The 5,949-nt window shown below is 73.2% G+C and carries 5 protein-coding genes; 1 reads left to right on the top strand and 4 read right to left on the bottom strand.

What is annotated here, in order from left to right; translation table 11 throughout:
• Window positions 1–117: 117 nt before the first annotated feature.
• The 4 genes from GL263_RS19735 to GL263_RS19720 all read right to left on the bottom strand — a co-directional run bounded on the left by GL263_RS19735 (window position 118) and on the right by GL263_RS19720 (window position 4,576).
• Complete coding sequence (locus tag GL263_RS19735) at window positions 118–387, bottom strand: hypothetical protein (protein WP_182857067.1); 270 nt, start codon at window positions 385–387, stop codon at window positions 118–120.
• A 129-nt stretch (window positions 388–516) separates the two neighbouring features.
• On the bottom strand, window positions 517–1,683 hold the full coding sequence (locus GL263_RS19730; protein ID WP_182857066.1) for a hypothetical protein: 1,167 nt from the start codon (window positions 1,681–1,683) through the stop codon (window positions 517–519).
• Between the two features lie 103 nt (window positions 1,684–1,786).
• Window positions 1,787–2,209 carry a hypothetical protein gene (locus tag GL263_RS19725; protein ID WP_182857065.1) on the bottom strand — a complete coding sequence of 141 codons (423 nt, stop codon included), beginning with the start codon at window positions 2,207–2,209 and terminating at the stop codon, window positions 1,787–1,789.
• 294 nt (window positions 2,210–2,503) lie between these two features.
• Window positions 2,504–4,576 (bottom strand): SpoIIE family protein phosphatase, encoded by a 2,073-nt coding sequence (locus GL263_RS19720; protein WP_182857064.1) that lies wholly within the window; start codon window positions 4,574–4,576, stop codon window positions 2,504–2,506.
• A 174-nt stretch (window positions 4,577–4,750) separates the two neighbouring features.
• Here GL263_RS19720 and GL263_RS19715 point away from each other — a divergent pair.
• Window positions 4,751–5,949, top strand: a 1,199-nt coding sequence (locus GL263_RS19715) for a sensor histidine kinase (protein ID WP_323379485.1), incomplete at its 3' end; no start/stop codon positions are given.

Here is a 5,949-nt window from a genome sequence, read left to right as displayed (position 1 = left end):
CCACGGCCACCACCGCCCCACGCCCGACCCTCACGCCCACCACGTCCCGCACTCAGACCAACACATCCGACCCTTCGGACTCTAGCCAACCCTCCGCCCTCACCACATCGTGGGTGCTCAGGGCGAGGAGACCACCACGGCATGCCAACCCAGCACAACGGCCGCGGCGAGGCAGCCGAACGCCACGGCCACCCCCGCCCGGTGCGGCCAACGCCGCACACCGGAGTAGAGGAGCGTCAGAACGGCGCTGGCCCAAGCGGCCACGACAAGAGGGGGCAGCGCCTCACGAGCACGGTCGTTCACCTGGTGGCATTGCTCCGCCCGACGCCCGGCCTCGCCGAAGTAGAAGAGACAGTTGCTGCCGAAGTTCTCGGTGCCCAGGCCCATGAAGGGCCACCACAGAGTGACCAGCTAGGCCGCGACGAAGGCGGCGGTTGCGGAAGCGGGACTACGGGAGGCCCGACGCGCCTGCGCCGGTGACGGATTCGACATCCGGCCAGTCTGCCGTGGTGTGGCTCAGACGGCCTGGTGGTCGTAGGCGGATCGGGGGAGGGGGAAGGACCTGACGGCGTCCAGGTGGCCGTTCAGCACGGCGTCGCTCGCGCCGAACACCGCGTTGACCGTGGCGTAGAGCACGGTCAACGCGTTGATGACGTCGGACCAGCGGCTGATCATCATGGCCACCTTGGCGGCGATCAGCGCCGCCGCGCCGCCCGTCAGCACCAGGCCGACGCCGGTGGCGGCGGCTCCCGCCGCGGCGGCCGCCTCCACGGCCGCGGCGATCGCCAGGTCACTGATGAGCAGCAGGGCGGCCTTCATGCCCTCGGCGAACTGCGCCACCGCGGCGGCGACCTGCGCGTACGCGCGTTCCAGGTCGAGGAGGCAGGACCCGCTGCCCGTCAGCTTGCCGGCGAGGCCGTCGAAGTACTCCCAGCGGGTGTCGGCGGCGTTGCCCGTCCAGCTCTCACTGAGCTGGACGTTCCCCGCGGCCACGTTGTCGGCGACCCTCCCGCACAGCCGCCCCACCTGGGACCACGCCGCCGCGCAGGACTCGTAGCCCGCCCAGTCCCCCGCGACGAGCTTCGCGGCCTCGCCGAAGAGATCGAAGTCGAAGGCCAGCTTGAGACCCTCGTTGACCAGCGTGGACGGGCTCACCAGGTCGAGGCCGACGCCCAGGAGGCCGAGTGCGGGATTGGCCTCCTCGCCGGCCACGCCGTCGACCCGCGAACCGATCAGACCGTCGTACCGGTCCTTCACGCCCTGCTTCACTCCCTCGACGAACCCGGACGGGCCGCCCGCGAGTTCGGCGGTCGGCTCGGCGACGTCCTTGAAGCCACGGCTTCCCGCGGGGGCTTTTTCGGGGGGTCGCGCGGTGCCACGCGGGTAGGCGCGATCCACCCGGGCGGCTTCCCCGTGGTCGGTCAGCCGGTAGTAGCGGGCGGCGCCGACCAGCTCCCGCTCGCAGGCCGCCATGGCCTGCTCAAGGGTCTTCATCGCCTGCCGGGCCTGGCTGACCTGCTTGCCGTGGCTGCCGACGACGAGCTGCCAGAGCTCGCCGGGCGGCGACGAGTCGAGTGCGGTCCCCTTCTCCAGGTGGCGGCGCCCGGCAACGAGGTCCGCGTGGGCGCGCCCGATCTGCCTGCCGTAGGCGTCCACATCGGTCGGTTCGACACGGAAGCCCATGGGGTGTGTCCCTTCGGCGTGAGGGCGGGTGCCGGACGGCACCCGCCGCGGATGGTCGGAGAGGGTCGGAGGGGCGGAGGTCGAAGTGGGGCTCGGCCGCGGCTCAGTAGGGGGACCAGCCACGGCCGTCGTGGCGTGGCCGACGGCGTGACCCGTCCTGTCGCCGCTCGGCCGCCGCACGACGGGCGGCGGCCACCTCGCGTTCCCTGCTCTCCAGCAGGCGCTCGCCCTCGGCGGCGAGGTGCTGCCGTTCGGCCTCGGAGAGCCGGGACCACTCGTCCTGGAAGGCGCGCCCACCCGCTACCAGGGCGTCGCCGTAGGCCGGGACGCGGACGGCGTCCCGGAGCGCGACCCGTCCGGCCAGCACCTCGGTCGCGAACTCGCGCAGAGTGTCGCCGGCGATCCCGTCGGCGAGCCTCTCCAACGACTCCCGCAACACGCGGGCCCGGGCCGGGTCGCCGGTGATCTCCAGCAACTCCGTCTCGTCGACGGGTGGTCCGTCACGTCTGTCACCCTGCTGCGCCACCCGGTCTCCTTCCGCTCCGGTGCTGCTCGGGAACCGGGGACCTTCCGCCTCCGGTCGGCGTTCGGCGGTCGGACGACCCTCGCCGTCCGGCCGGCGGCGGCAGAGTCTAGGGGCGACGCGGCGGGGCCCCGCGCCGCTTCCGGACGACCGGGCACGCGCGGGGGCCGGCCATGCGACGCCGAGATGCCGCATCCCGCACGGACCGGAGGGATCCGATGCCGGGCGGCCGGCATCGGGCGACATCCACCCGATCGGGGTAACGGGTGGGGCGACCGAGGGGCGCTTGGGTGCCGGTCAGCGGCCCATGCCGCTGGCGGCGGCGATGAGCAGGGCGACGTCGTCGTCCTCGCTGGGCGGCCGCAGCTCCCGGAGGAGGAGGTCGCAGACGTCCTCCAGCGAGCCTTCGGCCCTGCCCAGCAGGCTCACCAGCGCCTGGAGCCGCACGTCGATGTCCTCGTCCCTGGTCTCCACGAGGCCGTCCGTGTAGAGAACAAGCCGGTCGCCCGGCGCGAGGTCGACCGTGACGCTCTCGAACACCGTGTCGCCCACCCCGAGCGGGGCGCCGGTCGGCACGTCGAGGAGGCGGGGTGCGCCCTCCGCGCCGACCAGCACCGGAGGGAGGTGGCCGGCCGAGGCCACCCGGCAGCACCCCTCATGCGGGTCGTAGACGGCGTAGACGCAGGTGGCGATGTACGGGTCGAGGCCGACGGTGATGTCGTCGAGGTGGCGCAGCACCTCGGCGGGCTCCAGGTCGATGCGGGAGAGGGTCTGGGTGGCGGTGCGCAACCGTCCCATGGTGGTGGCCGCGTTGATGCCGCTGCCCATCACGTCCCCGACGACCAGGGCCGTCTTGTCGCCTTCCAGCGGCAGCACGTCGAACCAGTCGCCGCCGACCTCGAAGGCCGAACCGGCGGGCTGGTAGCGCGAGGCCACCTCCAGCCCCACGAGGTGGCGCGGCTTGCGCGGCAGCATGCTGCGCTGGAGAGCCAGCGCGGTCTCCCGCTGCTGGCGGTAGAGGCGCGCGTTGTCGATGCACACGGCGGCCCGCGCGGCCAGCTCGCACGCGAGCAGGGTGTCGTCCTCGGTGAACGGCAGCGGGTTGCGTGCCCGCTTGAGGTCCAGCGCGCCGAGCACCTCGCCGCGGGCGATCAGCGGCACCGCGAGATAGGAGTGGACCCCCGCCTTGGCGAGCAGCGCCGCCGCGCGCTCGTCGCGTGCGACGCACGACAGGGCGTCGTCGTCCAGGCGCGCCACCCGCACCGGTTCGGCGGTCCGTACACAGCGCGTGACGAGCCGGTCCGCGTCGTAGCGCGCGGGCTCACCGGGCGGGTCGGCGGCGTCGACGGCGACCGTGTCGTAGGCGGCCGCGACGGCCAGAGCCTGGATCACCGCCGGCCCGTTGTCCGGGGAGGGGCGGCCGCGCAGCACGGTGTCGAGCACGTCGACGGCGGCGATGTCGGCCAACTCGGGTACGGCCACGTCGGCCAGCTCCCGGGCGGTCTGCTCCAGATCGAGCGTGGTGCCGATCCGCACGGACGCGTCCGCGACCAGAGCCAGCCGGTGACGGGCCCGCTCGATCTCCAGCACCGCCCGGTGCCGGTCGGTGACGTCGATCGCCGAGACCGCGAGACCGATGACCCGACCGCCGACGTCGTCCAGCCGGTACATCGAAACCGACCAGGCGTGGTCGTTGTCCGGGTCCGCCGGCGTCCGCCCGGTGACCTCGTGGTCGAGCAGCGGCTCGCCGCTCGCCAGCACCCGCCGCATCTTCGTCTCGACCGCCGACGCGTCGACCGACGGCAGGATCTCCCCGACCCGCCGCCCGATGTGCCCCGACGCGTCGATGCCGTCGATGCGGACGAGAGCGTCGTTCACCGCGACGTAGCGCAGGTCCGTGTCGAAGACGGCGAGCCCGATGGGGGACTGGTCGACCAGCCGGACCGACAGGGCCAGGTCGCGCTCGACCCTGCGGATCGTCTCCTGGTCGGTGGCGATGCCGAGGGCGTAGTAGTCGCCGAGGTCGTCCAGGAGGCGCATGTTGCGCCATTCGAGGTTCTTGATGCTGCCGTCCTTGTGGCGCACGGGGAAGACCCCGGCCCAGCCGGCTCCGCTGCTCATGACCTGGTGGAAGAGCTGGACGACCATGTCGAAGTGCTCTTCGGCGACCATGAGCCGAGCCGCGTACGCGCCCAACGCCTCGTCGGCCGAGTAGCCCAGCAACTGCTCGGCCTGCGGGCTCCAGAAGACGATGCGGCCCTTGTCGTCCAGTACAACGGCCGCCACTCCGAGCACGTCGAGCAGCCCACCCGTCGGAGCGGGCGTGGCGGCCCTCTCCCGGGCGGACCACAGCTCGCCACCGCCGCCCATGGGCGCTCCTCCCGGCACCGTCCCGGCGCGGTGCCTGCCCCCATCGTCCACCCGGCCGGCCCGCTCCTGCCAGGTTTTCTGCTCCCTCGGAGGCAATCTTGTCGCGAACGTTCGAAGGTTTGGTCGGGCGCCGCCGTGCGGGAACGCTCTCGGCGCCCGACGTACGCTCGCGAGGTGGCGACCGTGGAGGCTGTGGAGGACGTGGAGAACGTGGAGGAGGCCGGCCGGCGAAGACCGACAACGGTGCTGCTGGTCGCCGGGTTCACGCTGCTGTGGCTGCTGGACGTGTTGACCAGCCGGCACGTGTGGTTCTGGCCGCCGCTGCTCGGCGGCCCGCTGGTGGCGTTGCTGGTGCTGGCGCCCGGACGGTGGTGGCTTCGCGGCGTCGCGGAGAGCACGGTGATCCGGTCGCGGGTCCTGGCCGCCGTGGCGGTGTCGGCAGGGGTGACGCTGCTGCTCCTCCGTTCGGGTGAGGCGGGTAGCTGGGGGCTGCTGGAGAGCGCGGCCCTGCTGACCCTGCTGGTCGGGACGGCGCGGTCGGCTCCGATGCCGGAGGCCGTGGGTCTGTGCCTGCTGCTGGGCGCGGCTGTGATCGCGGCGCCGCTGCGGCTGTCCGGTGGTGGTGACGAGATCACGTTCGCCTTTCTGCTGACGTTGGCGGCGGGTGGGGCGGTCGGACTGGGCGGCTATCTTCGGGGGATGGACAACCGCCGGGCACAGGCGGTCCAGCGCGTCCGGGAGCGCGAACGGCTGGAGCTGGCGCGCGACCTGCACGACTTCGTCGCGCACCACGTGACCGGGATCGTGGTGCAGGCACAGGCGGCGCGGACGATCCGGGAGACGGCGCCCGAACGCCTGGAACCACTGCTTGAGGGCATCGAACGGGCCGGCACGGAAACGCTGGAGTCGATGCGCCGGCTGGTGCGCGTGCTGCGGGAGGAGGACGGCGGTCCGGTGCGACCGGAGGACCTTCTGACCGAACTCGGTGTGCTGGTGTCGGCGTTCGGCGAACGGGAGGGCGGCGGCACGGCCACGCTTGAGATCGCGGCCGGTGCGCGGTCGGCGCGGCTCGCTCCGGAGGTGGAGACGTCGGTGCATCGCCTTGTGCAGGAGGCACTGACCAACGTGGCGCGTCATGCGCCCGGCGCACCTGGCGTCCGCGTCACGTTGGGGCTTGCCGACGCCCGGCCGGGGGCTGAGACGTCGGCAGGGCCGGGCGGAGAGGGCGAGTGGTTGGCGGTGCGTGTGGTGAACGGGCCGGCGGAGCACACCGCGCCGGCCGGTGGACGTGGCGGCTTCGGCCTGGTGGGGCTCAGGGAGCGGGTGGAGGCGGTGGGCGGTCGGTTGGACGTGGGGCCGACGGAGGGCGGGGG

The sequence above is a fragment of the Streptomyces durbertensis genome, assembly GCF_014156695.1.
In the GTDB taxonomy this organism is placed as follows: Bacteria; Actinomycetota; Actinomycetes; order Streptomycetales; family Streptomycetaceae; genus Streptomyces; species Streptomyces durbertensis.
This window is presented reverse-complemented; position numbering and strand designations above follow the sequence as displayed.